The organism is Lysobacter sp. TAB13 (genome assembly GCF_052113885.1).
Taxonomy (GTDB): Bacteria; Pseudomonadota; Gammaproteobacteria; order Xanthomonadales; family Xanthomonadaceae; genus Lysobacter; species Lysobacter gummosus.
The window spans coordinates 1-400 of sequence record NZ_JBFRDR010000299.1 but is presented as its reverse complement, the minus strand read 5'-3'; the positions used below and the strand labels follow the sequence as shown (position 1 = coordinate 400).

At 66.7% G+C, this 400-nt stretch carries 1 pseudogene; it reads left to right on the top strand.

Going from position 1 to position 400, the window contains the following annotated elements:
• Positions 1-400, top strand: a pseudogene (locus AB4Y92_RS26265) (hypothetical protein); the annotation flags it as partial.

Below are 400 nucleotides of genomic sequence, written 5' to 3'. Positions count from 1 at the left end.
CTCCAGTCCTATCGTTTCGAGCGCTACCGCAAGCCGCAGCCGATCCGCGCCCGGTTGGTATTGCCCGAGGGCGTGGATGGTGTGGAGCTGAGCGCGCTCGCCGAGRCGGTCGCCTTTGCCCGCGATCTCGTCAATACGCCGGCAAGCGACATGGGCCCCGCTGAGATCGAGGCTGCGATCCGTCAGCTCGGGCAGGATTTTGGTGCGAGCGTCACCAGCCAGGTCGGGGATGGTCGCGTGGATGGTGTGGAGCTGAGCGCGCTCGCCGAGACGGTCGCCTTTGCCCGCGATCTCGTCAATACGCCGGCAAGCGACATGGGCCCCGCTGAGATCGAGGCTGCGATCCGTCAGCTCGGGCAGGATTTTGGTGCGAGCGTCACCAGCCAGGTCGGGGATGGTC